The 25,071-nt window shown below is 58.0% G+C and carries 22 protein-coding genes; 12 read left to right on the top strand and 10 right to left on the bottom strand.

From position 1 onward, the window contains the following. Positions 1-6: 6 nt before the first annotated feature. The 4 genes from MEB48_RS11835 to MEB48_RS11850 are packed head-to-tail and all read left to right on the top strand — an operon-like array spanning position 7 to position 3,440. Positions 7-696: a GNAT family N-acetyltransferase gene (locus MEB48_RS11835; RefSeq protein ID WP_237884470.1), complete on the top strand. Its 690-nt coding sequence runs from the start codon at positions 7-9 to the stop codon at positions 694-696. 4 nt (positions 697-700) lie between these two features. Next, positions 701-1,909 carry a GNAT family N-acetyltransferase gene (locus MEB48_RS11840; protein WP_237884416.1) on the top strand — a complete coding sequence of 403 codons (1,209 nt, stop codon included), beginning with the start codon at positions 701-703 and terminating at the stop codon, positions 1,907-1,909. Next, a complete protein-coding gene (locus MEB48_RS11845) occupies positions 1,881-2,693 on the top strand; it encodes a ChbG/HpnK family deacetylase (protein WP_237884417.1) in 813 nt (270 codons plus the stop codon). Before MEB48_RS11840 ends, MEB48_RS11845 begins: the two co-directional genes overlap by 29 nt. A gap of 57 nt (positions 2,694-2,750) precedes the next feature. After that, positions 2,751-3,440 carry an N-acetyltransferase gene (locus MEB48_RS11850; protein ID WP_237884418.1) on the top strand — a complete coding sequence of 230 codons (690 nt, stop codon included), beginning with the start codon at positions 2,751-2,753 and terminating at the stop codon, positions 3,438-3,440. Between the two features lie 186 nt (positions 3,441-3,626). On the opposite strand, the gene MEB48_RS11855 is transcribed toward MEB48_RS11850, so the two are convergent. The 6 genes from MEB48_RS11855 to MEB48_RS11880 form a co-directional block, all read right to left on the bottom strand. Next, on the bottom strand, positions 3,627-4,532 hold the full coding sequence (locus MEB48_RS11855; protein ID WP_237884419.1) for a LysR family transcriptional regulator: 906 nt from the start codon (positions 4,530-4,532) through the stop codon (positions 3,627-3,629). 164 nt (positions 4,533-4,696) lie between these two features. Continuing rightward, on the bottom strand, positions 4,697-5,323 hold the full coding sequence (gene ycaC, locus MEB48_RS11860; protein WP_237884420.1) for an isochorismate family cysteine hydrolase YcaC: 627 nt from the start codon (positions 5,321-5,323) through the stop codon (positions 4,697-4,699). Positions 5,324-5,389: 66 nt separating this feature from the next. After that, the gene (locus MEB48_RS11865) at positions 5,390-7,228 is read right to left on the bottom strand and encodes an amidohydrolase (protein ID WP_237884421.1); all 1,839 of its coding nucleotides are present in this window, start codon (positions 7,226-7,228) and stop codon (positions 5,390-5,392) included. 9 nt (positions 7,229-7,237) lie between these two features. Then, a complete protein-coding gene (locus tag MEB48_RS11870) occupies positions 7,238-7,843 on the bottom strand; it encodes an antibiotic biosynthesis monooxygenase (protein ID WP_237884422.1) in 606 nt (201 codons plus the stop codon). Beyond that, positions 7,836-8,252 carry a DoxX family protein gene (locus MEB48_RS11875; RefSeq protein WP_237884423.1) on the bottom strand — a complete coding sequence of 139 codons (417 nt, stop codon included), beginning with the start codon at positions 8,250-8,252 and terminating at the stop codon, positions 7,836-7,838. The genes MEB48_RS11870 and MEB48_RS11875 overlap by 8 nt, the downstream gene beginning before the upstream one ends. A 314-nt stretch (positions 8,253-8,566) precedes the next feature. After that, positions 8,567-9,490 (bottom strand): LysR family transcriptional regulator, encoded by a 924-nt coding sequence (locus tag MEB48_RS11880; protein ID WP_237884424.1) that lies wholly within the window; start codon positions 9,488-9,490, stop codon positions 8,567-8,569. Between the two features lie 220 nt (positions 9,491-9,710). Between MEB48_RS11880 and MEB48_RS11885 the strand changes: the two genes are divergently transcribed. Continuing rightward, positions 9,711-10,157, top strand: a complete 447-nt coding sequence (locus MEB48_RS11885) for a helix-turn-helix domain-containing protein (protein ID WP_237884425.1) — start codon at positions 9,711-9,713, stop codon at positions 10,155-10,157. A gap of 45 nt (positions 10,158-10,202) precedes the next feature. Here the strand turns inward: MEB48_RS11885 and MEB48_RS11890 are convergent, their stop codons facing one another. After that, positions 10,203-11,027 carry an alpha/beta fold hydrolase gene (locus MEB48_RS11890; RefSeq protein ID WP_237884426.1) on the bottom strand — a complete coding sequence of 275 codons (825 nt, stop codon included), beginning with the start codon at positions 11,025-11,027 and terminating at the stop codon, positions 10,203-10,205. Positions 11,028-11,368: 341 nt separating this feature from the next. On the opposite strand from MEB48_RS11890, the gene MEB48_RS11895 reads away from it, so the two are divergent. Beyond that, positions 11,369-14,173: an ATP-binding protein gene (locus MEB48_RS11895; protein WP_237884427.1), complete on the top strand. Its 2,805-nt coding sequence runs from the start codon at positions 11,369-11,371 to the stop codon at positions 14,171-14,173. Here the strand turns inward: MEB48_RS11895 and MEB48_RS11900 are convergent. Both MEB48_RS11900 and MEB48_RS11905 read right to left on the bottom strand, forming a co-directional pair. Further along, a complete protein-coding gene (locus MEB48_RS11900; RefSeq protein WP_237884428.1) occupies positions 14,138-15,616 on the bottom strand; it encodes an ATP-binding protein in 1,479 nt (492 codons plus the stop codon). The genes MEB48_RS11895 and MEB48_RS11900 overlap by 36 nt on opposite strands. A gap of 185 nt (positions 15,617-15,801) precedes the next feature. Then, positions 15,802-16,752 carry a GlxA family transcriptional regulator gene (locus tag MEB48_RS11905; protein ID WP_237884429.1) on the bottom strand — a complete coding sequence of 317 codons (951 nt, stop codon included), beginning with the start codon at positions 16,750-16,752 and terminating at the stop codon, positions 15,802-15,804. Positions 16,753-16,964: 212 nt separating this feature from the next. On the opposite strand from MEB48_RS11905, the gene MEB48_RS11910 reads away from it, so the two are divergent. Continuing rightward, positions 16,965-17,687 carry a pirin family protein gene (locus MEB48_RS11910; RefSeq protein ID WP_237884430.1) on the top strand — a complete coding sequence of 241 codons (723 nt, stop codon included), beginning with the start codon at positions 16,965-16,967 and terminating at the stop codon, positions 17,685-17,687. A gap of 171 nt (positions 17,688-17,858) precedes the next feature. On the opposite strand, the gene MEB48_RS11920 is transcribed toward MEB48_RS11910, so the two are convergent. Further along, the gene (locus MEB48_RS11920) at positions 17,859-19,670 is read right to left on the bottom strand and encodes an ABC transporter ATP-binding protein (RefSeq protein WP_237884431.1); all 1,812 of its coding nucleotides are present in this window, start codon (positions 19,668-19,670) and stop codon (positions 17,859-17,861) included. A 221-nt stretch (positions 19,671-19,891) separates the two neighbouring features. On the opposite strand from MEB48_RS11920, the gene MEB48_RS11925 reads away from it, so the two are divergent. The 5 genes from MEB48_RS11925 (at position 19,892) to MEB48_RS11945 (ending at position 24,948) form a co-directional block, all read left to right on the top strand. Further along, positions 19,892-20,305 (top strand): VOC family protein, encoded by a 414-nt coding sequence (locus tag MEB48_RS11925; RefSeq protein ID WP_237884432.1) that lies wholly within the window; start codon positions 19,892-19,894, stop codon positions 20,303-20,305. A 561-nt stretch (positions 20,306-20,866) separates the two neighbouring features. Then, positions 20,867-21,595: a winged helix-turn-helix domain-containing protein gene (locus tag MEB48_RS11930; RefSeq protein ID WP_237884433.1), complete on the top strand. Its 729-nt coding sequence runs from the start codon at positions 20,867-20,869 to the stop codon at positions 21,593-21,595. 9 nt (positions 21,596-21,604) lie between these two features. Further along, positions 21,605-22,363: an EAL domain-containing protein gene (locus MEB48_RS11935; protein ID WP_237884434.1), complete on the top strand. Its 759-nt coding sequence runs from the start codon at positions 21,605-21,607 to the stop codon at positions 22,361-22,363. A gap of 39 nt (positions 22,364-22,402) precedes the next feature. Continuing rightward, complete coding sequence (locus tag MEB48_RS29240; RefSeq protein WP_237884435.1) at positions 22,403-23,071, top strand: winged helix-turn-helix domain-containing protein; 669 nt, start codon at positions 22,403-22,405, stop codon at positions 23,069-23,071. 482 nt (positions 23,072-23,553) lie between these two features. Next, the gene (locus MEB48_RS11945; RefSeq protein WP_030132075.1) at positions 23,554-24,948 is read left to right on the top strand and encodes an undecaprenyl-phosphate glucose phosphotransferase; all 1,395 of its coding nucleotides are present in this window, start codon (positions 23,554-23,556) and stop codon (positions 24,946-24,948) included. Positions 24,949-25,071: the final 123 nt, after the last annotated feature.

The following is a 25,071-nucleotide window of genomic DNA, read 5'->3' on the forward strand; positions in this document are numbered from 1 at the left end:
AATGACATGAATGCCTTAGGGAAACTTCGCCAACACATCAAGCGAAAAGGCCTGCGTGCAACGATCAGGGTCGTGTGGAGGCGCTACGTGTTCGCTCACTGGGGGTTGTTATGGATGAAGCGTGATCTGGTCAGCCCGGTGCCCCCCCATCAGCTCAAGCCTTACAAACCGCTGCAGTTGAAGACCATTACCGTGCACAACACCGCAGCCTTCGCCCGTCACTTTGGCGACCGCGTTCACACCATGAAGGAACTGGCCACCGAGGGTTACACCGGGCACATGTATCTGGACGGCCAGGGCGACGCGGTGGCCTTCATCTGGGGCAGCACCCGGGAGTACCACGACCGGCATTACTACGGCTGCAAGTTCCCGGTAAAGAAAGGCGAATTCTTTGAGTTCGGCGGCGAACTGGCTCGCGCCTATTGGGGTACCACGCTCTCGGTGGACCTGCAACTGCAACTCTGGAAAGCCATGCAGGCCCAAGGCTGCGACACGGTGGTGGATGTCTGCGACGCCCACAATATACCGGCGCTGAAACTGCACATTCGCATGGGCTATCAAGAGCAAGGACGCCTCCTGCACGTCTACCGATTATTCGGTCGCTGGCGCTTCTTTCGTGAGACCCGTTACAGCGGCTCACGCCTGGATGCGCTACGTAAACCGTCCCGTTCACCTGTTCCTGAGGCGGTGGCGTGAACCTATGATGGCTCGATTCGAATGGCGCACATCGATGTGCGCCCCGGACTTTCCGGCAGCTGCCTATGAGGGGTTGCGTCTGCGCGTGACCGATCACACGCCGTTCAATACCCTGGCCTGGCTGCGCGCGTCGGAACAGGCATTGACCGCCGGGACAGGCTTGCACGTTCTGCTGGGCTGGCAAGGCGATGAATTGGCTTTGTGTTTGCCGCTGGTGGCGTCCATGGAGCGTTTTGGAAGGTTGCCATTTCGGGTCCTGCGTCACCTCGGTTATCCCCTCACCGATCGCCTGGCCCTGCTCACCTGCCTCGATGCCGACAGCATGCGCAAGGCGCTGGTGATCATCCGCCGTCGCTTGCCCCATGCGATGCTGCAACTCAATGAATTGTCCGAACCCATCGGCGAAGAAAGCGCGCTGACCGCATGGATGGCCCACAGCTCGAGCGGTGAGCGCCGTCTCAGTTGCCGGGTGCCGGTGCATTTGATCAATGAGACCGACCGCCAGGAAGTCTCCGGCGATCCGCGCTACAAACTGCGCCGGGCGCGTAAACGTATCTTGGCCTATGGCGCCCAAGTCCGACGCGTCATCCCTGACGCAGCGACCATCGGGCCGTTGTTGCAGACCCTCGGCGAAGTCGAAGCGCAGAGCTGGAAAGGCATTCAAGGCGTGGGGATTTTCACCAACGAGCGCAGTCGACAATGGATGGAACGTGCCTTCACCGCCCTCGCCGAACAGGGGTTGATGCGAGTGGTGGTGATGGAACTGGATGGACGTTGCATCAGCTATCGGCTTGGCTTGCTGGAACAGGGCCGGTTGTACGACTACAACCTGGCGTTCCTGCCGCAATACGCCGACCTGGGCAGCGGTCGTGTGCTGCTCGAAGAGTGGATTCGCTGGGGCATTGACGATAACTGGCACTGGATCGACGCCTCGCGCGTCAGCCTGACGAACTCCAGCCATCAACTCCAGGAGCGCATGACCGGGCAACTGGAACACTGGCGCTGGAGCTTCTACTCCTGGCGCCCGAGTGGCCTCGCCCTGGGGCTGACCATGCGACTCTGGCATCAATTCAAGCCCTGGTTGAAAAAGTGGCGAGCCTGGCGTGCATCAGCTATTCCTGCATCCCCTCCGACACCGGCTTGTAAAGGCCCTGCGCCCACCGAAAAAACAATGGAGGGCAAACATGCCTCGCCAAGTCATAATCAACGCTGACGATTTCGGCCTCAGCCCGAGTGACAACGCCGTGATCCTCGGCGCCTTCCAGGCCGGGGTCATCAGCTCCGCAACCGCCATGGCCAACATGCCGGCATTCGAGGAGGCCTGCGCCCTGGCCCGGCAGCCGTTGCTCCATGGGCGAATCGGGTTGCATTTCAACCTCACCTTCGGCCGGCCGTTGAGCCCCTCGATTCTCATGCGTTCAACGTTCTGTAACAGCCAGGGCATGTTCGACCTCGATCTGCCTCGCCACAGTCTCTGGCTCAACCGCCTGGATCGCGAAGCGGTGCTGGAGGAACTCCAAGCCCAATGGCAACGCTGCCTGGACAACGGCCTGCAGCCCAGCCACATCGACTCCCATCAGCACGTGCACAACATCTGGCCCATCGGCGAAATCGTCGCGCGTTTCGCCGCTCGCCAAGGGGTGCCCGTGCGACTGGCGCGCCATTTGGGCAATAACCTGAGTGTGCCCAAGCGGGTGTTCAAGACGTTGTTCAATCATCGATTGAACCGTCTGGCCGGGGCGACTGCCAAGTATGTATGCACCCCGGTCGACCTGCGCAACGTGGCAATGCCGATTGACGGCTTGCTGGAAATCGTCGTCCACCCGACCCACCTCGGCGCCGATTTTGGCGATGTCTATTTAAACCCCGGAGAGTCTCTGGCTCACATCCTGGAGCAACGTCTTGGGGGCGTTCCGAGAGTGTCCTATGCCGATGTGCCAACGACATTCAAAGAAGAGCCGCGGTACTCGATTGAGCTGGACCCGTTGCAACCTTGAATTATCGCCATTGAAAACGTTCCCCACCCAACCCTGGCTTCAGCCACGGAGGACTTCATGAGCGCCATCGACAAGCTTCGCGAACGCATCAAACAAAAAGGCCTGCTTCACACGCTGCAGACGCTCTGGAACCGCTATGTGTACTTGCACCGAGAGCTGCTGTGGTTGGGACGCGATCTGGTCACCCCAATAGCGCCGCACAAACTACGGCCTTACACGGGCTTGCGTCTGGTGCTCATTACCCAGGAAAACGCCACGGCTTTCACCAAGTATTACGGTAACCGCGTCAAAGCCATGGCCCAGATCGCCTCCGAAGGTCACACCGGGCACATGTACGTGGACGAGGCAGGTGATGCGATCGGATTCATCTGGGGCAGCCTCAGTGACTACTTTGACCAGCACTATTACGGCTGCTGGTTCCGGGTCAAACCCGGTGAGTTTTTTCAGTTCGGCGGTGAAATGATCCCTCTCTACTTCGGTTCCAGTCTGTCGGTGGACGCCCAGTACAATATCTGGGGTGCGATGCGGGACCAAGGTTGCAACAAGGTCATGGACGTCTGCGACGCCCGCAACATCCAGGGCATGAAAATGCACCTGCGCATGGACTACCAGGAGCAGGGGCGCATCACCCACGTCTACGACCTGTTCGGCCGCTGGCGCTTCTTCCGCGAAACCTGTTACAGCGGTTCGCGGCTGACTGCATTGCGCAAACCGGCGCAGCCGGCAGTGACTGCGGCGCAGGCGTGATTGGCCGAATCGGATCGCTGTCCGCACAGGGAAAAATGACGGTGCACACAAATGGGTAGGAGCTGGCTTGCCAGCGAAGACGGCCTCACGCCCTGCAGCGTTCATGGCAACGCCTTCGCCGGCAAGCCGGCTCCTACGGGTTTGGTGGTGTTCATACGATGACGGTGTGCACACACATGGCGGTAATCATCGGTGGTGCGAACCCTCTTCGCGTTGATTCAACCGCTCACGCAAGAATTCGATCAGCGCCTGCACAGGTCGCGAACTCTGGCGATGCTGCGGGTAAACTGCCGACAAAATCAGCGGTTCGGGGCGCAAATTATCCAGCACCGGCACGAGTCGGCCCTCCTCCAGGGCCGAACCGACGATGAAGGTCGGCAGATACGTGATCCCCATGCCGGCGACGGCCGCATCCTTGAGCAGTTCACCATTGTTGACCCGCATCCGTCCGGTGACGTTGACCGTTAGCGGCTTGCCCTGCCCGTCGAAACGCCACTGCACCTGACGACCGTGGCCGTAAGGCAAGCAATCGTGGGTGTGCAGATCCTCCGGTTTAAGCGGCGTGCCACGCTCGGCCAGATACGCCGGGCTCGCGCAATACACTCGCTCGATGGAGGCGAGGCGTCGAGCGATCAGTGTCGAGTCTTCCAGCACGCCGATGCGCAATGCCAGATCGTAGCCTTCGCCAAGCAAGTCCACTGGCCGATCACTCAGGTCGACTTCCACGGTGACATCGCGATAACGCTGCAAAAACGCCGGCAACAGACAACCCAGATGTGCCACGGCAAACGACAACGGTGCGCTCAGGCGAATAGTGCCGCGAGGCTCGGTGGTCTGGCCGGCGATGCCCTGCTCAACTTGCTCGACTTCACTGAGCAAGCGCAGGGCCGATTCGTAATAACTCTGCCCCAGCGGCGTGACGTCCAGCCGCCGGGTCGAACGGTTGAGCAGGCGCACGCCGAGGCGCTCTTCCAGTTGCATCAAACGGCGGCTGACGAACTGCTTGGACAACCCTAATTGATCGGCTGCCGCGGTGAAACTGCCAGAGTCCATGACCTGGCAAAAAATACGCATGTCTTCGAACGGGTTCATTGTCGCGCTCTGATTGACAGTCAAACGCTTTATAGCTGCTTTTTTCCTCTTCTGGCACGCCAAATCCAAAAGAACAAAAGATCGCAGCCTTCGCCACGCCTGTGTAAGCGCTGGCGAAGCCTGCGATCTTTTAAGCTGCCGACCGAGACCGGCAGCTGTACCCCTTACTTCGCGGTGAACGTCGTGTAGCTGTTGATCAGGTTGCGGTAGTTCGGAATGCGCTGCGATAACAGGTTGGCCAGGCCTTCCATGTCGTTACGCCAGTCGCCCTGCAGCTCGCAAGCCACCGAAAACCAGTTCACCAGTTGTGCACCGGCCGCCGCCATGCGCGCCCAGGAGGCTTGTTGCACGGTGGTGTTGAAAGTGCCGGAAGCGTCGGTCACCACGAACACTTCAAAACCTTCAGCCAGCGCCGACAGCGTCGGGAACGCCACACACACGTCAGTCACTACACCGGCGATGATCAGTTGCTTGCGGCCGGTGGCCTTCACGGCTTTGACGAAGTCTTCGTTGTCCCAGGCGTTGATTTGGCCCGGGCGCGCGATAAATGGAGCGTCCGGGAACTGTTCCTTGAGCTCTGGCACGATCGGGCCGTTCGGACCGCTGTCGAAACTGGTGGTGAGGATGGTCGGCAGGTTGAAGAACTTCGCGATGTCACCCAAGGCCAGCACATTGTTCTTGAATTCGTTGGGCGAGAAATCCTGCACCAGCGAGATCAGGCCGGTCTGGTGGTCGACCAGCAATACAACGGCGTCATCTTTGTTCAGACGTTTGTAAGGAACGTTGCTCATGTGAAACTCCTCGGATGATGATGAGGTGAAGCGTCGACCACGATGGCCGACGCTTTGTTGCAAAACTCAGAACGCGAAGCAGGAACAGCCGAAGGCGCCCCAGAAACCGGCGAAGTCACTCACCGGTACATTCGACATACGGGCCTTCTCATGGCTGTGGGTGTGCACGGCGCATGGGCCACTGCACTGGTGAACCTGCGCCTGCATCGGCGCGTTCGGCCGCCAGTGTCCCGGAACCTTCGCCACCGGCGACCAGTCCGGCAGCACCGGCACGCTGGCGGGCCCAAGTTTTTCGAAGTCGCCGGCGGCGTACACCACCTTGCCGCCGACCACGGTCAACACCGACTCGATCCACTTGATGGCTTCTTCCTCGACGCTGAAGAAGTCCGCGCTCAAGGCCGCCAGATCCGCCAGTTGCCCGACCTTGATCTGGCCTTTCTTGCCCTGTTCCGACGAGAACCAGGCGCTGCCATGGGTGAACAGTTCCAGCGCGGTCTGCCGGGGCAAGCCTTCCTCGTACAGCGCCAGGCCACCGACGGTGCGGCCACTGACCATCCAGTACAGCGAGGTCCACGGGTTGTAGCTGGACACCCGAGTGGCATCGGTGCCGGCGCCAACCGGTACACCTTCTGCCAACATGCGCTTGATCGGCGGCGTGGCTTCGGCCGCTTTGGCGCCATAACGGTCAACGAAATATTCACCTTGGAACGCCATGCGGTCCTGAATCGCAATGCCACCACCCAACGCCCTCACCCGCTCGATGTTCTGCGGGGTGATGGTTTCAGCGTGGTCGAAGAACCATGGCAAACCATTGAAGGGAATGTCGCGGTTGACCTTCTCGAACACATCCAGCATGCGGCTGATGGATTCGTTGTAGGTCGCATGCAAACGGAACGGCCAGCGCTGTTCGACGAGGTGCCGGACCACCGGCTCCAGCTCCTGCTCCATGGTTTGCGGCAAATCCGGACGGGGTTCGAGGAAGTCTTCGAAGTCGGCAGCCGAGAACACCAGCATTTCCCCGGCACCGTTGTGCCGCAAAAAGTCGTCGCCCTGATGCAGGGTGACGCTGCCGGTCCAGTTCTGGAAATCGGTCAGTTCTTCCTTGGGCTTCTGCGTGAACAGGTTGTAGGCGATGCGGATCGTCAGTTGCTGGTCCTTGGCCAACTGTTCGATCACCTGATAATCGTCCGGGTAGTTCTGGAAACCGCCGCCGGCATCGATCGCACTGGTCAGGCCGAGGCGATTGAGTTCGCGCATGAACTGGCGGGTCGAGTTGACTTGATACTCCAGCGGCAACTTCGGGCCCTTGGCCAAGGTCGAGTACAGAATCATCGCGTTCGGCCGCGCCACCAGCATCCCGGTCGGGTTGCCGTTGGCATCACGCACAATCTCGCCACCCGGCGGATTCGGCGTGTCACGGGTGTAACCGGCGACGCGCAATGCGGCGCGGTTGAGCAACGCACGGTCATACAAGTGCAGTACGAACACCGGGGTGTCCGGTGCCGCCTGATTGAGTTCTTCGAGGGTCGGCATGCGTTTCTCGGCGAACTGGAATTCGTTCCAGCCACCCACCACCCGCACCCATTGTGGCGTCGGCGTGCGGTCGGCCTGTTCCTTGAGCATGCGCAGCGCATCGGCCAGCGACGGCACGCCTTCCCAGCGCAGTTCGAGGTTGTAGTTCAAGCCGCCACGGATCAGGTGCAGGTGCGAGTCGTTGAGGCCGGGGATGACGCAGCGGCCTTTGAGGTCGATGACCTGGGTGCCCGAACCGCGCAGGGCCATGGCTTCGGCATCGTTGCCGACTGCGACGAAGCGGCCGTCGCTGATCGCCACGGCACTGGCGAGGGGCTTTTCGCGGTCAACGGTATGGAATTGGCCATTGAACAGAATCAGATCGGCGTTCATCGCGTTTCCTTAAGGCTGTGTGGAATGGGACTGGCCGGCTTCCAGCCACGGCGCGAACAGGCGCGTGGCCAGCGGCATAAAGACGTACACCACCGACAACACAATGGTCAGGGTGATCAAGAACGTGGCGACCACGTAATTGGAAAGAAAGGCATTGAGCTGCAGCAACGGTCCCCAGAGCAGCGGCACCAGCAAGGTGTGCGGCAAAATCACCAGCAACGTCACCACAGACTGCTTCCAGCGTGGCGGTGGCGAACCGGCATCCGCCAGCGGTGAGAACCAGAATTCGTTGACCGGGTTGACCTCGGTCTGGTCGCCGTCGGCCAGCATCGGCGCGGCTTCATCGACCAGTGCCTGGCGTTGCGGCGAATCGAGCCAGCGCTGCATCGCCTCGGTGGAGCAAAACCGCAGCACGCAGGTGAACATATCCAGGCCACCGTTCTTGCCGCGGATCACGTCCACGCCCAGATGTCCTTCCGTGCGCCCTGCGACGCTGACGATGTTGCGCAACCAGGCTTCATACGCGGCTTCGAAACCGCCCTTGACCCGGTGCTTGACGATCAGCGTCACGATCTCATCAGACCCCGGCGCTTTTTGAGTTCGGGCTTCATGCATAACGGAGCACTCCGGGCAAACGGACATTGAGCGCCAGCCGTCCCGGCCCGGCGATAAACACACTGGTGAAGAGGATCAACAGCAGCCAGCCGAACTGCCCTTCGGCCACACTCCATTGCGGGTGCACGACCAGCAGCGCCACCAGCAGCACGAACAGAACAGGCAAGCACGCCAGGCGCACCAGCACCCCGGCGACAATAAGCAGCGGGCACAGCACTTCGGCGAAAATCGCCAGGATTAGCGTAAGTTGGGCGCCGAGGTGGAAAGGGTCTTCGATGCGTTGCAGTTCGGCGCTGTAATCGAGCAATTTCGGCAAGCCATGTACGCCCAGCAGAAACAGTGCGCCACTGACCCGCAAAAACAGCAGCCCGAAATCTTGAGCCTGTTCATTCCATCGCGAAGTATTCATGGCCCTACCCTTGATCGATCATTGCCCTGAATAGTGCGGCCAAGGGGTGGGGAAAAATTGAATGTACGTGCTTTCTTTGCTCAACATGCTGAACGCTCGAACTACACAAGACCCTGTAGGAGCGAGCTTGCTCCGGGCGGCGTTCCGACGAAAGCGGTATATCAGGCGACATCAATATTGACTGTGCTGCCGTCTTCGCGAGCAAGCTCGCTCCTACAAGGTTGCGCTTAACCGACTGGCATTAGGGCTTGCTCGCGATGGCGTCGGGTCAGTCGACATCACTGTTGAATGACACACCCTATTCGCGGCAAGCCTTAAACCACCGGAATATCCAGCGACACCGACATGAACTGACTGATCCGCGACCTTAACCAGCGCTCCGCCGGATCGTTGTCGTGCACCCCGCTCCAGGCCATGGACAGCTGCGCGGCGTCGATGGGGAATGGTGGATCTTCGGCGCGCAAGGCACAGCCTTCAACCAACGCGCAGGCTGCGTAATCGGGGACAGTGGCGATCATTTCGGTGCCGGCAAGCAACGCGCGTAACCCACTGAATTGCGGCACCCCAAGCACCACGCGCCGCGTGCGCCCGACCTTGGCCAGATCCATATCGATGTTGCCGCTCAGGTCACCGGAAAACGACACCATCGCATGGGGCCGGGCGCAGTAATCATCCAGGGTCAGCGGTTCTGGACGGTTGTCGCCGCGCAGTACTTTACAAGGAATGTCGCGCAGCTTCTTGCGTTTGGCGTTGGCCGGCAGATCGGTGGTGTAACTGACGCCCACGGAGATTTCCCCGGAGGCCAGCAAGGCCGGCATCAACAGATAATTGGCGCGACGTACCACGACCACGATTCCCGGTGCCTCTTCTTGCAGTTGTCGTAGCAATGGAGGAAACAGACCGAACTCGGCATCGTCCGACAGCCCGATGCGAAACACATCGCAGCTGGTCGTCGGGTCGAATTCCTTGGCGCGGCTGACCGCTCCCGAGATGGTGTCCATTGCCGGTTGCAATTCCTTGAGAATCGCCAGCGCCCGTGCCGTCGGCTCCATCCCGCGACCGTTGCGCAGCAACAACGGATCGTCGAACAAATCACGCAACCGCCCCAGCGCGGCACTCACCGCTGGTTGGCCCATGAAGAGTTTTTCGGCGACCCGGGTCAGGTTCTTTTCGAACATCAGGGCTTCGAAAATCACCAGCAGGTTCATGTCGACGCGGCGCAGATCGTTACGGTTCATAAGCACAATCCCATTGTGTTTTCGGCTGGCACGAGGGTTGATGAGTGTGACTGACTGTACTCGAGACTGCCCGCGCCGATCGATGAATTAACAACGTTTAACTCGCAAGCCTAAGCCCCCGCGACCAAGAATGAAGCCCTCTGCACAGACCTTTTTAGAGGGAACGTGCTGACTCACCGTGCAGTGCACCCGCGCGCGCCCTTCGACACGGACATTGGCCATGGCTCATTTTCAGCAAAACGCGATCAACGCGTCCTCCACTCAAACGCGAAAAAAACCCACTGGCGGGCTCAGCCCCTGGCGTGAAAGTCTGGTCCGGCAGCTGATCCTCGACCACCTCGACGAAACCCTGGAAGTGACTGAACTGGCACGGGCGTGTGCCCTGTCACGCAGCCATTTTTCCCGTGCGTTCAAGTGCAGCACCGGTCTCTCGCCGCAAGACTGGATTCGCCAGCAACGCATCGCCCGGGCCAAGCAGTTGATCCAGAACACGGACCTGACCCTGACGCAAATCAGTCTGGAATGCGGATTCTGCGATCAGGCGCATTTCTCCCACATCTTCACCCGCAGCGAAGGCGTTTCACCGTTTGCCTGGCGCTGTCGGACCGTGCGTTCCCTTCCCTCTCTCAATAGCAAAAGACCGCAGGCTGCGCCCACAGTGGCTTAAATAACCCTGTAGGTGCTGGCGCAGCCTGCGATCTTTTGATTTTGATCAGCCCTTGATGAACGCCAGCAGATCTTCGTTGAGTTGGTCCTTGTGGGTATCGGTCAGGCCGTGGGGTGCCCCCGGATAGACTTTCAACGTAGAACCCTCGACCAGTTTCGCCGCGGCAATACCAGCGGCTTCGATCGGCACAACCTGGTCATCGTCGCCATGCACCACCAGGGTCGGCACGTCGAACTTCTTCAGGTCTTCGGTAAAGTCGGTTTCGGAGAATGCCTTGATGCAGTCATAGGCGTTCTTGTGGCCGGACATCATCCCCTGCAGCCAGAACCAGTCGATCATGCCTTGGGACGGCTTGGCACCCGGGCGATTGAAGCCAAAGAACGGACCGCTGGCCAAATCCTTGTACAGCTGCGAACGGTCGACCAGGGACGCCTGACGAATACCATCGAACACCTCCAGCGGCAGGCCGCCAGGGTTGGCTTCGGTCTTGAGCATCAACGGTGGCACCGAGGAAATCAGCCCGGCTTTGGCCACGCGACCCGTGCCGTGGCGACCGATATAGCGCGCCACTTCGCCACCACCGGTGGAGAAGCCGAACAGCACGGCGTTTTGCAGATCCAGATGCTCGATCAGCTGCGCCAGGTCATCGGCGTAGGTGTCCATGTCGTTGCCGAACCATGGCTGGCTCGAACGACCATGACCACGGCGGTCATGGGCGATGACCCGGTAGCCTTGGGAGGCCAGGAAGAGCATTTGCGATTCCCAACTGTCGGCGTTCAATGGCCAACCGTGGCTGAAGACGATCGGCTGACCGGTGCCCCAGTCCTTATAGTAAATCTCGGTGCCGTCTCGGGTGGTAAAGGTGCTCATCAGGAGATTCCTCATGCAAGGATTTTGCGGTGGTTAAAAAGCGGTGTGGGGCCCAGCACTCGCCCAACTGTGCGGCGGTCTTCGGGTGGTGTGAACTTGAAGATTTGGATTTTTGAGCGTAGACCAGACGCAGGACGAGTTAAACGTTGTTAATTATTAAGTGGGTGGCAACGGACCTGGCATCCCTCTCGCAAATGTCACACCCAATCAATACGGGCCAATGAACAAGGATGAAATGCCGCAGCCGATGCACACACCGTCGAGGTGTTCGACGCCCCGAAAAAACCTGAGGAATATGCCCGGATGCCGCGTGATAGACAGATGCAAGCAGGAGTGAGCCGTTGACCCGTCCCACCGAACAGGCCATTCATTTCGGCCCCTACCGGATCTACCCCGAACAACGCCTGGTCATGGAGGCCGGCCAACCCTTGCGCCTGGGTCGGCGGGCCATGGACATTCTGTTGATCCTGCTGGAACACGCCGGGCATGTGGTGAGCAAGCAACAACTGATCGCCCGGGTCTGGCCCAAAAGTGTGGTGGAAGACATCAACCTGCGGGTGCACATGGCGGCACTGCGTAAAGCCCTCGGTGACGGTCAGGCGGGTCAGCGTTACATCGTCACCGTCGCCCATCGCGGGTACAGTTTTGTCGCGCCTTTTTCCCTTGAGCCCATCCAACAACACCCGAAAAACGACGCCAATGCGCCGGGTAGCCATAACTTGCCGATTCGCCGGACCCGCATGATCGGTCGCCAGGCGCTGGTCGACAGTCTGGTGACGCAACTGGCGCGGCAGCGCTTCATCACCCTCGTGGGCCCCGGCGGGATCGGCAAGACGACCGTGGCGCTGCGTGTTGCCGAGCAACTGATCGGTCACTATCGCGACGGCATTCGTCTGCTGGACCTGGCACCGATCAACGACCCGTCGATGATCACCACGCACTTGGCAGCGCTGCTGGACTTGTCCTTGCACGAGGCCGAACCCATGAATGGTCTCGCCATGTTCCTGCGCGAACGGCAGATGCTGCTGGTCATCGACAACTGCGAACACCTGATCGACGCCATCGCGTTGCTCAGCGAAAGCATCCTGCGCGCAGCGCCCCACGTGCACATTCTGGCCACCAGCCGCGAGAGCCTGCGGGCCGAAGGCGAATGCGTACAGCGCCTGGAATCGCTGGACTGCCCGCCGCCCATCGCCGTGCTCGACCGCGCTCAGGCCCTGGCGTTTTCGGCACTGCAATTGTTTGTCGAGCGGGCGATGGCCAGCCACGACAGTTTCGAACTGACTGACGATGAATTGCCGCTGGCCATTGAAATCTGCCGGCGTCTGGACGGCATACCACTGGCCATCGAACTGGCGGCAGCGCAAGTGGGCAGTCTGGGATTGAATGGATTGCTGTCGCAATTGCAAGGCAGCTTTCGCCTGCTCACCCAAGGCTGCCAAACGACCTTGGGCCGCCATCAGACCCTGCGCGCGACACTGGACTGGAGCTTCGAACTGCTCAATGCCTGCGAACAAACCTGCCTGCGTCGACTGGGTATGTTCCGGGGGGCCTTCACCCTGGAGTCGGCGGCTGCCGTGATCATCGGTGAACATATCGAACCCGGCGTGGTGTTCACCTCGATCACCCAATTGGTCGCCAAGTCGTTACTGAACGTGGAAGTCGGCGACGAAGAGGTGTTCTACCGTCTACTCGATACCACACGTGGCTATGCACTGGAAAAACTCGCCCAGGCCCAAGAACTACCGGACACCCGCGAGCGCCACGCCGAACGCTGCCTGACCTTGATGCAGCAAGCCCAGGACGACTGGGAGCATATCTCGAGCGATCGCTGGACCGAGCGTTACGCCCGCAGCCTGGAAGACATCCGCGCTGCACTCGAGTGGGGTTTGAATGCTCAAGGACCGCAGACCTTGGCCATCCGCCTCGCCGCGGCCTCGGCGCCGCTCTGGCAGGAACTGTCGCTGCTCAAGGAACACGGCGTGCATGTGCGCAGAGCCCTGGCATTGCTCGAAGCAACGCACCAGCCCTGCCCGCGTTTGACCATGACCCTCAAGCTTGCCCTCGGCAGTGCCTGCTACCACACCCTGGGCAGTAGCGCCGAAGCCGTCGAAGCATTTGTCAGTGCCAAACACCTGGCCGAGCAGTGCAACGATGTGGCCGGTCAGCTCAAAGCGATTTCCGGACGCTTGGCGGTTGATCTTAGTGGCGGCCACTACCAACAGGCCCTGGAGCAGAGCCGACAATTCGAGCGGTTGGGGCTGCACGGTAACGCGGTGTTGGCCCTCAGCACCCAACGCTTGCGGGTTCTGGCCCTGCACTTTGCCGGGGATCAGGCTCTGGCGCGGGAGAATGTCGAACAGGTCATTCAATGCCTGGCCCAGAACGGTCACCTCAACCGCTTCAGCTACTGCTTTGGCGTGCATTACGATCAGAGCGTCGCGGCCCTGACCATTCTGGCGCGCATTCTCTGGTTGCAAGGGCACCCGGAAAAAGCCTGGCGCACCGCACGACAGGCACTCGACATCGCGATTCAGATCAATCATGGCACGTCCATCTGCTACACCCTGGCGCTGTCCGGTTGCCTGATCGCTCACTACAACGGCGACACTCCGGTTGCCCGCCAACTCCTGGGTCTGCTGCTTGAGCAAGCGCAGAAACACTCGGTATCGCTGTTCCACACTTGGGCCAAACATTACGCGCAAGTGATCGATACGGCCGAGGCGCCTTCGTCGCCGCGACCGAATAGCGGGTTGATCAAGGAAATCATGGTCACACTGGACAGCGGCTTCATCGATGACGCGTTGCTGGAACGGGCCGAGAATGGCGCGGCCGGCTGGAGCACCGCGGAAATTCTGCGAAGCCGGGCCGACGCGTTGCTGGCAGAGGATTGTCCGACCAAGGCCAGTGCGGCCGAGGCGGTGCTGCTCAAAGCTTTAGCCGTGGCAAAAACTCAGGGAGCGCTGGCCTGGGAACTGCGCAGCGCCACCTCACTGGCCCAGCTGTGGCAGCGTCAGGGCCTGTTCCGGCAGGCCCATGAGTTGCTGGCGCCGATTTACCAGCGTTTCACCGAAGGCTTTGCCACACCGGACCTGACGAAAGTCCGCCGGTTACTCGACGAGCTGCAGCGACACTTGCCCGCCTGATGTCCAGCGTGCCCGGCTGATGTAGCGCTCATAACGCCGTTCATAGACGCGCAGGTAACCACTGTGGTCGAGTTTCTTCAGGGCATAAGTGCGGGTGGTATTGAGGAAACAGTAGCGGGTCACGCCGCTGCCCTGCTCCACCGACAGCAGCGATTTGCGCGCCAGGCTTTTCACTCCTTTAACCAGGCTGGCAGGCAACAGCACCGCGCAACTGATCACGCCGATCGCCGCGTCCAGCGTGAACGCCATTTTGAACACTGCCAGCCGCTGCAACACGGTTTGCTCCAACGGGCTCAACTGTTCATAGCTCCAATCCAGTGCAGCATTCAGACTCTGATGCCGTGGCAGAGCAGTGCGCCGGCCTTGGGTCAACAACTGCAAACAATTGCCGAGTTGCGCTTGCAACCCCACCAGCGCTAACGCATCGATCTGCGCCGCCGCCAGTTCAATGGCCAAGGGCAGGCCATCGAGCCGCCGACAGATTTCGCGCACCGCCTTGAGATCCTGTTGACGCAGGGTAAACCCTTGCTGACGGGCTCGGGCGCAACTGACCAACAGCTGCACCGCCGAATACCCCATGGCCTCGGCCACGTCATATATAGCGCACGCCGGCGGCACCGCCAGGGCCGGTATAGGTAGCAGCGTTTCCCCCGCCGCTCGCAGCGGTTCGCGACTGGTGGCGAGGATCGACAGCCGTGGCGCCGAGGCCAGCAGATTGTCCACCACTGCCCGACAGCATTCGAGCAGATGATCGCAATTGTCGAGCACCACCAAGGCATGCCGTTGCGTCAACGCCTTTGCGCCGACGTCCAGTTCCAGAGTGCGCGACAGATGATCGACAAGCTGCGACGGGTCATCGATGGCCGCCAGATCAATCCTCCAGACGCCGTCCTGATAGTGCTGCAACAGCAATTCGGCCACGCGCAACGCCACGGTGGTCTTGCCGATACCGGCGGGACCAATCAGAGTCATGAGACGTCGAACCGGCAACTGCCGGACCACACTGCCGACGATCGAGTCGCGACCGGTCACCGGCGAGAGCCGCGCAGGCAAGTTGTGTTGAGGCTTGTGCACGGTTTCGACCAGCACCGGCGTGCCCGTCCGGTCGTGCTGCACCGGGGCGATGAAGCTATAACCGCGTTGGGGAATATTAACGATGTAGGGTTGCCCGTTCGGCCCATCGCCGAGCGCTCGACGCAAGGCGGCAATGTGTACGCGCAGGTTGATTTCCTCGACCACCGAGGTCGGCCAGACGTGGGTAATCAGCGCTTCCTTGCTCACCACTGAACCGGCGCGTTCGACCAGCACCTGCAAAATATCCAGGGCTCGCCCGCCCATGCGCAGCGGACGATCCCCCTGAAGGATCAATCGCTGACGCAGGTGAAACGCGTAGGGCCCAAACCGCAGCACCGCATCGCTGTTTATATCTCTGAAGTTGTTCATGCACGTTCATGCGCTGAAAACCTGGCCCGGCTCAAGGTACTGCAAAACCCATTGCGCCCATTCATCCAGGTTCCCGCACCTCCATGGTAAAGAGTTCACGGGTATCTTGGCAGGCATGAGTTACGGAAAAACGGCCATGGGAGGAGCATCACGGCCATCGCGGTGCGCGTGACGGACAACGCCACCTAACTGAACTGTTCGCGGTATTGAGTGGGGGTCAGGCCGAGCTTTTCACTGAACAGAAAACGCATATGCCGCACGCTGCCGAAGCCACTTTTATAGGCCACGGTCTTAAGTGGCAGGTCACTGGTTTCCAGCAGATTCCTGGCGCAATCGATGCGCGCACTTTGCAGAAACTCCATCGGCGTCATGTTCACTTCCCGTGCGAAAACCCGGGCGAAGTGCCGCGCACTCATGTTCACCAGACTGGCCATGCGTTCAATGCTGAACGCTTCATCGAGGTGTTCGAGCACATGGTTCTGCACCCGGGTGATCGGCGTTTCTTGAGGTGCCACTGCTGCCATCAACGGACTGAACTGCGCCTGCCCGCCCTGACGTTTCATCACCACCAACAACACTTTGGCAACGTCCTGGGCGACTTTCTTGCCGTGGTCCTCGGCCACCACCGCCAGCGCCAGGTCGATGCCTGCGGTGACACCGCCGGAGGTGATGAGATTGCGGTCCTGCACGTAAATCTGATCGGTCTCGACAATTGCCTTGGGAAAACCTTTGATCAGGCGTTCGGTGTAATGCCAATGCGTGGTCACGCGATAGCCGTCCAGCAGCCCCGCATGCCCGAGGACGAACGCGCCGGTGCAGATCGAGCCATAACGGTTGGCTCGGCTGACAGCGCCCTGAAGCCAGCCCAGCAACGGTGGATGTTTTTCGTTATAGGCGCCCGGCCCGCCCGGCACCAGTAACAGGTCATAGCGTTCGTTCGCCTGATCGATATGCAAATCGGCCTGAATGTTGACGCCGTTGGACGCCCGTAGCGCACCCGGCTCGGTGCCAATGGTCGACAGCTCGTAACGGTCGCCCGGTGCCAGATAACGATTGGCGATGGAAAACACCTCCATGGGACCGGCCATGTCGAGTAGAAGAAAGTCGGGGAACAGCACCATTGCCACGGTTTTCATGGATTGGACATCACTGATATCAGGGGAAGAGAGAACATCGGCTCAGCAGAGCATTATGGCCAAATGTGACAACAAGGATACGTGAACTCGCGCCCAAAACTGTCAACTTGAAAGAGACAGTATTTCAATTTTCATCTACTTATTGCCCTCATCGGTAAACATTAACCTTCTCCTCACTCGGACGAATTCACGTCCTGACAGGAGATTTCATCATGCTGACCCTTCGTAAAGCTTCGGATCGCGGCGCAGCCAATCACGGTTGGTTGAAGTCCTTCCATACCTTCTCCTTCGCCAATTACCGCAATCCGCGGGAGCAGGGTTTTTCCGACCTGCTGGTGATCAACGACGATCGCGTGGCGGCTGGCAAAGGTTTTGGCCAGCACCCTCACCGCGACATGGAGATTTTTTCCTATGTGCTCGAAGGCGCCCTGGAACACAAGGACACCTTGGGCACCGGTTCGGTGATCCGTCCCGGCGATGTGCAGTTAATGAGCGCCGGCAGCGGCGTCGCGCACAGTGAATACAATCACTCGGCGACACGCCCGGTGCACTTTCTGCAAATCTGGATCGTGCCAGAGGTTAGCGGCGCCAAACCGCGTTACCAGCAAGAGCATTTCAGCACGCAGAAAAAACGCGGTCTCTTGCAACTGATCATCTCCCCTGACGGGGCCAACGGTTCGCTGAAAGTCCGGCAGGATGCGCGAGTGTATGCCGGCCTGATCGACGGCAAGGAAAGCGCCACGCTGGAACTGGCCGCCGATCGCTATGCCTATGTGCATGTGGCGCGAGGCAGTGTCGAGTTGAATGGCGTGCAGTTGCAGGAAGGTGATGGTGTGCGGGTTCGGGAAGAACAGGTGCTGACCTTGAGTAATGGCGTGGATGCCGAGGTGCTGGTGTTTGATTTGCGGCCGCAAGAGTTGCCGGAAATGCCATAAAGTCTGATGAGCCTGAAGGCCCCTGCGGGAGCGGGCTTGCTCGCGAAGGCGGTGTGTCATTCAACATTGATGTTGGCTGACACACCGCCTTCGCGAGCAAGCCCGCTCCCGCAGGGGGATTGAGGTGCCTTTGGAATTTACGACAATCTCGTGATTCATGAGACTTTCAAACTACCGATAACCACGGGCCTGCACGTTGAACAACTGCGCATAGCGCCCGCCCGCCGTGACCAGGCTGTCGTGATCGCCTCGCTCAAGGATCGAACCCTGGTCCAGCACGATGATGTGGTCGGCATTGCGCACGCTGGAGAAGCGGTGGGAAATCAGCAATGTCATGCGGCCTTCAGCGTGTTGACTGAAATGCTCGAATACTGCCGCTTCCGCCGCAGGGTCCAGGGCCGAGGTCGGCTCATCCAGAATCAGGATATCGGCGTCGCGGCGCATGTAGGCGCGAGACAAGGCGATTTTTTGCCATTGCCCACCGGACAACTCCTGCCCCCCGGCAAACCACCGTCCCAGTTGCGTGGCATAACCGCGATCCAGACGCTCGATAAAGGACGCGGCCATGCCCTCATCGGCTGCTTGCTGCCAACGCGCTTGATCGTTGAACGCCAACGTATCGCCCACACCGATGTTCTCGCCCACGGAGAACTGATAGCGAATGTAATCCTGGAAGATCACGCCGATGCGTCGTCTCAGCGCCTCTTCATCCCAGGACTGCAAATCGCTGCCGTCCAGCAAAATACGGCCCTGATCGGGGCGATACAGACGAGTCAGCAACTTGATCAGCGTGGTTTTGCCCGAGCCGTTTTCCCCCACCAGCGCAACGCTGTGCCCGGGCAGCAGGTGCAGATCGATGCCCTGCAAAGCGGTGCGGCTCGCCCCCGGGTAACGGAAACCGACGTTCTCGAAACGCAAGCCATCGCCGGGCACTGCGCCCACGGTAAGGCTTCCGCTATCGGCAATAACCGGCTCGGCCAAATACTCGTAGAGGCTCGACAGGTAAAGGCCATCCTCATAGAGACCGCTGATCGCGCTCAAACTGCTGCTCACGGCGGCCTGCCCCTGCTTGAACAACACCAGGTACATGGTCATTTGCCCGAGGCTGATATTGCCGTGCACGGTATCGACCACAACCCAGGCATAGGCGAGATAAAACGCAGCGGTGCCCAGCAGCCCCAGGACAAAACCCCAACCATCACGACGCAGTGTCAGGCGCCGGTCTTCGGCATAGAGACGAGCGAACGTGTCCCGATAACGCTGCAACAGCAGCGGCGCGAAGCCAAACAGCTTCACCTCTTTAATGTAGCCCTCATGGGAAAGCAGCGTCTCGATGTAATTCTGCTGCCGACTCTCCGGCGCCCGGCGCGTGAACAAGCGAAAGGCATCCCCGGAAAAGTGCGCCTCGGCAAAGAACACCGGCAACGCCCCAACCACCAGCAGTGCCAGCGCCCACGGCGAAAAATGCACCAGCAGCACACCGAAGCTGATCAACATGATCAGGTTCTGGATCAGACCCAGCGACTTCATCACCAGCGCCAGAGGCCGGGTCGATGCCTCGCGCCGCACACGCACCAACTTGTCGTAGAATTCGGAGTTCTCGAACTGCACCAACGATAACGTCTGGGCCTTCTCCAGAATCATCGTATTGACCTTCTGCCCCAACTGCACCCGCAACAACGATTGCTGAACCGACAATGCGCGCTGTGTCCCGGAGAGCAACGCAAGCACGCCCGCTTCAAACAGCACATACCGCACAACCGGCCATAGCGGTGCACTGCCCTGCTGGGTGTGCAACTGCATGGCGGCGACTACGGCGTCGACAATCCGCTGCCCCAGCCAGGCCGCCAGCGCCGGCAGCACACCGGCAATCAGCGTCGCCAGTACCAATCCCAGAAACAGCCCACGGGAGGTTCCCCAGACCAGCAACAAGGCACGTCTCGCCTGGTCGAGCAAAGAGGCGAAACGGGTGAGAATTGGCATTGGACAAAGGTCTCGGTTGGCGGATGTCGCGGCAGGCTTTACAGTACACAGGAGCAAGCCATCGACTTCAGGGAATACGACGCGATAAGGCTAGCCTCACCCATCATAAAAACATCTAAAAAAACACCGTCACTCGCCACGTTTTAGCGCTTTGCTATGGAGAGTCAATGCCCATCGGAACTTCCAGCCGATGTGCCCCTCTCTATAGGCAGGAGCAAAACATGAAAATCAATCCCTACCTGATCTTCAACGGCGACTGCAAGGCTGCTTTCACGTTCTACGCCAAAAGTCTGCCAGGCCAGATAGAAGTCATGATGACCTTTGGCGAAACCCCGGCGCGTGACCATGTACCGATGGACTGCCATAACCTGATCATTCATACGCGTCTGCTGGTCGGCGATCAGGCAATCATGGGCTCCGATACCACACCTGATCGGCCCACCGCTGGCATGAGTGGTTGTTCGGTTTCGTTGAATGTCGACAGTGTGACTGAAGCAGAGCAGGTATTTGCCGCATTGGCGGAAGGCGGCAACATACAAATGCCATTGGAAGCGACGTTCTGGGCGGCACGTTTCGGGATGCTGGTCGATCAGTTTGGGGTGTCATGGATGGTTAATTGCGAAAAGGATCAATGAGTGGCCTACCACCTGTTAACACATAAAAAACTGCTGGCACTTTAGTGTCAACTCTGAGGGTTTTTTTCAATAACCCGACAGAATAACTACCCGTTCACAAATTCAGCCCTTGACATAAATATTACGACTGCAATGCAAAATAACTCAATTAATATAGCGCTCCGTTCCGTTCGCCCTAAAAAGAGGCGATTGTTACATCTCTCGCCTCCCCAACGTGCACCTAGAACATCGTGGAATATCCTTATAAATCAACTGCAATTTTCAAAAATGCGGACTGGTGCACAGTTCATACGCAAGACTTCCCGGTTGTGCTTCGTTCTGCAGCCAAATGGGCGATCAGCCATCACTTGTGTAGTCCCGACTGAAAAGGCTCAGGAACTAATCCCGATATCACAAAAACAACCGGGCTTAAGCCTCGGCACTTGCCTATGTCATTGAATCAGCTGACACTACTGACGATGTGGGACGGGCGTTCGGGATGGAAAATGTTAGAAAACGTCAGATAACGTCAGTATTTTGTGTATTAAGATTGCAGCGCCAGCACATATGAGTAATTTACGGATGAATACTGAGAGCAAAATCGAAAATAGCCAGAGAGACACTCTCGCTATTGGACACACTTGGCGCTCGGCAGAGAAACTTCGACAGCTATTTGCACCCAACCTCACACATATATATACGTTGGATCATTCAAACCAACCAAGCCTGGATATCGAAACGCGAACACTCGATACCGTACTGATCGATATTGAAAGCCCCTCCCTGCTTAATGACTGCCTGGCGCTGATCAAGAAGCTACGTGCGAGCCCGGAAGAGCTGGCCATTATCGTTGCAATCAATTATCGCGCTCCGCACACTAAAATTGAATGCTACATGGCCGGTGCCGATCACTGCATCAATGTACCTAACGATCAGGCTGAAAAAGCCAGGTTACTATCAGAGTTACTTGAAACTCCTGAATGGCAATCAAGCGTCAAGTTGACCTTGGACCCGACATGCCTGCACTTATACAACAACCAATACAAACTGGATCTGGCCTATCAGGAAATGAAAGCCCTGGATGCGCTTATTAACGCAGAAGGCAATATCCTGCACCATGATTGCATGGCCGAATCAATGGGTTTGAATATAAAACTCTATGACTCGCGTGTCCTGGAGAAGTCCATAAGCCGGCTTCGAAATAAAATCAAAAAACACTTTGGCATTAACATCATCCACAGTGTTCGCGGTTATGGCTATCGATTGCTTCGAGGCGTCATATCAGCCAACCCGGTAAACTTTCACTCTTAAAGGGATTCAATGATGGAGCCAAGCAGGCAACCTATAGCGCACGAAAACTTTGCATTGGCTTTCTTCAGGCAATCGATTCTGAAAAGAAACGATGAACTGTTCGGCAGTGAAATCTATGCCAAGGCGACCCAACAAGAGATACCTCTGAACAAGGGGTATCAACTGTTGCACCTCGATCATCCGCTGGCGATTTATCGCGAAGTACTCATGCGGATCCAATTAAATGCCCTCTCACAGATGGAGACCCTACCTTCCCCATCGGCACATCTGCCCAACAAACTGTTCATGACCATGGACCAGTCCGCCTTGTTGGATAAAATGTTCATCAAGGAACTGAACGACGCTCAAGTGATACTCAGCAAGCATGAGCAACAGCTGATCCCCTGCATTAACAGCAGTTCGTTTCTGTCGTTCAACCTGAAAGAAAAGCGAACCATTATCAATCACATCCATTTATTAAAAGACAATGGGATCGAGATTGCTTTCGATGGCTACGATTTAAGCGATGACAGCACTGCAAAACTGATCAGTCCGATGCTGTTCGATTACATAAAAGTGGATCTGACCAAATCCAATTTCGACATCATGGTCGACAACAATCAGGACTTTTTCAACAGGTCTTACGACCGCCTGAGCGGCATGATCCATGACAGCAAGATCAAATTCGTGGCGGACCGCGTGGAGCACAAAGCCCTGCACACACTGGCTCGCAGCATGCCTTTTGACTTTTTTCAGGGGAGGTACTACTCACCAACCGAGCTTATCTAAGCCTTGAAAATTTCACCCCAACTAGGAAGGAACCTTATCGTGAGCACACCAAATAACAGCTTTCTGATTTTCACCCGAGACCAACTGGCACGACAAGCAATCGAATCGCTACTCGCGCAACGCTCGCATCAATCGATTGAAATCGAGTCAGGCAAACTCAGCAGCGAACGCATCCGAAAGAGTCGATTCACGCACATCCTGCTCGACCAGGCGGATATATCGCTGAGCGATGTCAGTTTCATCCGTAAAAATCAAAAAGATGCGGAAATCATACTCATAACGCCCAACGCTGAACCTTCGGAACTTCATCACTTTTCGCACTTCGGTGTTGATGGCTTTCTCAAGAAGCCAGTGGCTGACGACGAATTCATCACGGCAGTCAGTCGGGTTAAAGAGTCCCAGGGCAATCCTGATATCTGGTGGTTTAACGCTGACGATCGTACATTGGTCAAAGAAGACATCACTATTCCATTGACCGGTACCGAATCGTTAATGCTCACCCAGCTGATCCTCAGCGATCGACGGGTAGTCAGCAAAAACGATCTTATTCAACGCATCGATAAAGACCCGGAAAACTATAGCGGCCTTGAGATGTGCCTGAGTCGCTTGCAGAAAAAGTTCAAGACGGCAGCCAAGGGAGAACGGCTGATCCGCTCGGTCAGAAACCGCGGCTATTGCCTCGCACAAAGGATACGCGTCGCTTACTGATCGAGTGATCGCAAAAACAATAACAATAAATGCGACTCACTGATCCACCTGATCCACCCACACCCGACCTGCCTACACATCCTGATTGTCGCCATCAACTCTTCCAAGTATGGCGCCCCGCTCCGCTTCATCCCTCGCCAACACGACAACGTTTATTTGAATGCTGCAATTATATAGACGACTGAGCGATATCCTCCAAACAAAAGAGCACGTCCTTTTATAACAAGGCCGCCAAAGGCATGGCCGTTATAATTCGTCAGAGACCCACAAAGATTTAGGTACTAGTATAAAAACTGGACACTGAGACAACCGTATCAGCTGACTTGAAAACAATGCCTGGATGGCCAGCCATAAGCCCCGTTATTCCCTTCTAATAATAAAAACATTTCCTGACTGACGCGCTCGCTCAGCCTTTGTGCGTGGCTGCCATTTATTAACCGTCGACTGATACACAACGTGGCGCAGGCCCGAGGGACACCGCGATGGTACATAATCGTATTAATCGAAATAACATAACCAAAGGACTGACCTTCTGGGGGCAATGGATAATTGCCATCACGTCGGTCAATACATTGTTATTTGGTCTGGCGTTGTACCAGACAGGAGAAATCGACGCCCATTATCGTGTGCTTGCAGTACTCACGTTCCTCGGCTCGGTCCCTTCCTACTCCCTGCTGCTGGTTTATCACAAGCAGCATAGTTACCTCAGCGGCTTGGCGCGCCTGCTACTGGGATGGCTGCTGCTGCTGGCCGGACTGACCAGTATTGGTTTTTTCAGCAAGACCAGCGAATTGTTTTCCCGGGAAATCATCGTGGTCTGGGCCACGGCCGGTTATTGCATTCAGGCCTTGCTGTACCTGCCATTGCACAGTTTTTCCAAGCACTACCAGCGGCAATTGCACAGCCAGTACAACACCCTGATTATCGGCACCGATCAACTGGCGGTGAACCTGGCAGACAAACTGACCAAAACCGAGTACCCGCCACTGGTGGGCCTGATCAGCTCAAATCCCAACGAGCTGTCGACCCAGGTCAACGCCCACCGGGTTCTGGGCCCATTGCAGGAACTGCGTGAGCTGATCCAGGTGCACGACGTGCGGCGGCTGTACATTGCGCTGCCCTTGAGCGAAGCCAAACAGGTCGAGGCGCTGTACATCGACCTGCTCGACGCCAATGTCGATGTGGTCTGGGTTCCCGACCTGGGCAGCATGACGTTGCTCAATCACTCCATCAGCGAACTGGACGGCCTGCCTGCCATCCACCTTAATGAAAGCCCGCTGACCAGTTACCCGACAGCGGCGCTGAGCAAGACCTTGCTGGACAGAAGTCTCGCCGCCCTCGCGCTGATCGGCTTCAGCCCGCTGCTTCTGGTGATCGCCGCCGCTGTGAAGATGTCTTCCCCTGGCCCGATCATCTTCAAACAGGAACGGCACGGCTGGAACGGCAAGATCATCAAAGTCTGGAAGTTCCGCTCCATGCGCGTGCACGACGACCACCAGGTCCGCCAGGCCGGCCGCGAAGACCCCCGCATTACTGCGGTCGGCCGCTTCATTCGACGCACCTCGATCGATGAACTGCCGCAGTTCTTCAACGTGCTGCAAGGCCATATGGCGCTGGTCGGGCCACGGCCACACGCGATCGCCCATAACGACTACTACACCGGCAAGATCCAGGCCTACATGGCCCGCCATCGAATCAAACCGGGCATCACCGGGCTGGCCCAGATCAGCGGCTGCCGTGGCGAAACCGAAACCCTGGACAAGATGCAGAAGCGTGTGGAGATCGACCTCAACTACATCAACAACTGGTCGTTGTGGCTTGATATCAAGATCCTGATCAAAACGCCCTTCACGCTCTTTTCCAAGGACATCTATTAACTGCTGCGATTCCCCCGCCCATTCTTCAGTTTGCGGCTAACAACGCTGCAGTCCGGGCAGTCAGATCTCTGACTGCCCGGAGCCCCTCCACCTCATCTCATTCGCAATCTCTTTTGTAGCCGC

Origin of the sequence: Pseudomonas sp. PGPR40, assembly GCF_022014505.1 — a bacterium.
In the GTDB taxonomy this organism is placed as follows: Bacteria; Pseudomonadota; Gammaproteobacteria; order Pseudomonadales; family Pseudomonadaceae; genus Aquipseudomonas.

Bases quoted from the DNA above. Each gene is read 5' to 3' on its own strand.
- MEB48_RS11835 (WP_237884470.1), top strand. From the start codon at position 7: ATGAATGCCTTAGGGAAACTTCGCCAACACATCAAGCGAAAAGGCCTG.
- MEB48_RS11840 (WP_237884416.1), top strand. From the start codon at position 701: ATGATGGCTCGATTCGAATGGCGCACATCGATGTGCGCCCCGGACTTT.
- MEB48_RS11845 (WP_237884417.1), top strand. From the start codon at position 1,881: ATGCCTCGCCAAGTCATAATCAACGCTGACGATTTCGGCCTCAGCCCG.
- MEB48_RS11850 (WP_237884418.1), top strand. From the start codon at position 2,751: ATGAGCGCCATCGACAAGCTTCGCGAACGCATCAAACAAAAAGGCCTG.
- MEB48_RS11855 (WP_237884419.1), bottom strand. From the start codon at position 4,532: ATGAACCCGTTCGAAGACATGCGTATTTTTTGCCAGGTCATGGACTCT.
- ycaC (WP_237884420.1), bottom strand. From the start codon at position 5,323: ATGAGCAACGTTCCTTACAAACGTCTGAACAAAGATGACGCCGTTGTA.
- MEB48_RS11865 (WP_237884421.1), bottom strand. From the start codon at position 7,228: ATGAACGCCGATCTGATTCTGTTCAATGGCCAATTCCATACCGTTGAC.
- MEB48_RS11870 (WP_237884422.1), bottom strand. From the start codon at position 7,843: ATGCATGAAGCCCGAACTCAAAAAGCGCCGGGGTCTGATGAGATCGTG.
- MEB48_RS11875 (WP_237884423.1), bottom strand. From the start codon at position 8,252: ATGAATACTTCGCGATGGAATGAACAGGCTCAAGATTTCGGGCTGCTG.
- MEB48_RS11880 (WP_237884424.1), bottom strand. From the start codon at position 9,490: ATGAACCGTAACGATCTGCGCCGCGTCGACATGAACCTGCTGGTGATT.
- MEB48_RS11885 (WP_237884425.1), top strand. From the start codon at position 9,711: ATGGCTCATTTTCAGCAAAACGCGATCAACGCGTCCTCCACTCAAACG.
- MEB48_RS11890 (WP_237884426.1), bottom strand. From the start codon at position 11,027: ATGAGCACCTTTACCACCCGAGACGGCACCGAGATTTACTATAAGGAC.
- MEB48_RS11900 (WP_237884428.1), bottom strand. From the start codon at position 15,616: ATGAACAACTTCAGAGATATAAACAGCGATGCGGTGCTGCGGTTTGGG.
- MEB48_RS11905 (WP_237884429.1), bottom strand. From the start codon at position 16,752: ATGAAAACCGTGGCAATGGTGCTGTTCCCCGACTTTCTTCTACTCGAC.
- MEB48_RS11910 (WP_237884430.1), top strand. From the start codon at position 16,965: ATGCTGACCCTTCGTAAAGCTTCGGATCGCGGCGCAGCCAATCACGGT.
- MEB48_RS11920 (WP_237884431.1), bottom strand. From the start codon at position 19,670: ATGCCAATTCTCACCCGTTTCGCCTCTTTGCTCGACCAGGCGAGACGT.
- MEB48_RS11925 (WP_237884432.1), top strand. From the start codon at position 19,892: ATGAAAATCAATCCCTACCTGATCTTCAACGGCGACTGCAAGGCTGCT.
- MEB48_RS11930 (WP_237884433.1), top strand. From the start codon at position 20,867: ATGAATACTGAGAGCAAAATCGAAAATAGCCAGAGAGACACTCTCGCT.
- MEB48_RS11935 (WP_237884434.1), top strand. From the start codon at position 21,605: ATGATGGAGCCAAGCAGGCAACCTATAGCGCACGAAAACTTTGCATTG.
- MEB48_RS11945 (WP_030132075.1), top strand. From the start codon at position 23,554: ATGGTACATAATCGTATTAATCGAAATAACATAACCAAAGGACTGACC.